General features: G+C 63.3%; 1 protein-coding gene. It reads right to left on the minus strand.

Annotated elements, in window-relative coordinates; translation table 11 throughout:
• Positions 1 to 402, minus strand: a 402-nt coding sequence (locus AC27LF_RS45530; protein ID WP_479661210.1) for a hypothetical protein, incomplete at its 3' end; no start/stop codon positions are given.
• Between the last annotated feature and the right edge of the window lie 465 nt (positions 403 to 867).

Below are 867 nucleotides of genomic sequence, written 5' to 3' on the forward strand. Positions count from 1 at the left end.
CTGTGATGCCGCCGCCGACCGCAGGGTTGGCCAGTCCTTGAAAGGGCGGACCGCCACAGTGCCGTGAACGCGTACGGCGTAGACACCGACCCGCACCTTCTCGAAGGTCAGACCTTTCACCGCCTTCGATGCATCCGCACCGGGGAACGCGTTCGACAGCATGTCGACCAGTACATCTTCGGCGTACTCGACAACCTGCTCGTCCGAGAGATCGACGAGTGTGGTTCTGTCGGCAGCGAGATCCGCGAGCCCCTTTATCAGGGCCATCAGCATGTCGCGGTTGGTTGAGCGGAGCGCCTGCGGACCCGGTGTTGACTCCGTGAGGGCCAGCACGCCGTCCCGCCCGTCAGTACGGCTTCGACTCGGCGGAGGTGGCCCTTGAGCAGCAATCTTGCCGGACATGGGGTGCGCTTTCCTCCCGATGGATAGAAACGGTTTCATCTATCGGCGGCGGCGCACCCACTGAAGGGACAAAAAATCTGACCATCGATGGTGTGACACTGGTCACACCCCGAGAGAGGGCGGGCGTCCGCAGAGAGCCCGTCACGGTTCCGCAGGATGTAGATGACGGGTTATGTCCACCGCGCCTCCCCTCCGGACTCGGCAGGTCCATGACCGATATCGGCGAGGCGATCACACCATCCCGGAGCCGAAGGACCAGCGGGCCCACCGCAAACGGCGCAGCAGCAAGGGCGGCCGACCCGCTGGCTTCACAGCGAGACCTACAAACGCTGCAACGAGATCGAACGGACCATCAACCGCCTCAAGAAGCGTCAGCCCGCCAACATGCGCGTACCGCATGGCGCTGTCGTACCGCAACGATCAAGAACCGTCACGCACCACCAGACTCCACGAGTTCAACCTGAG

The organism is Streptomyces diversicolor, assembly GCF_057537855.1.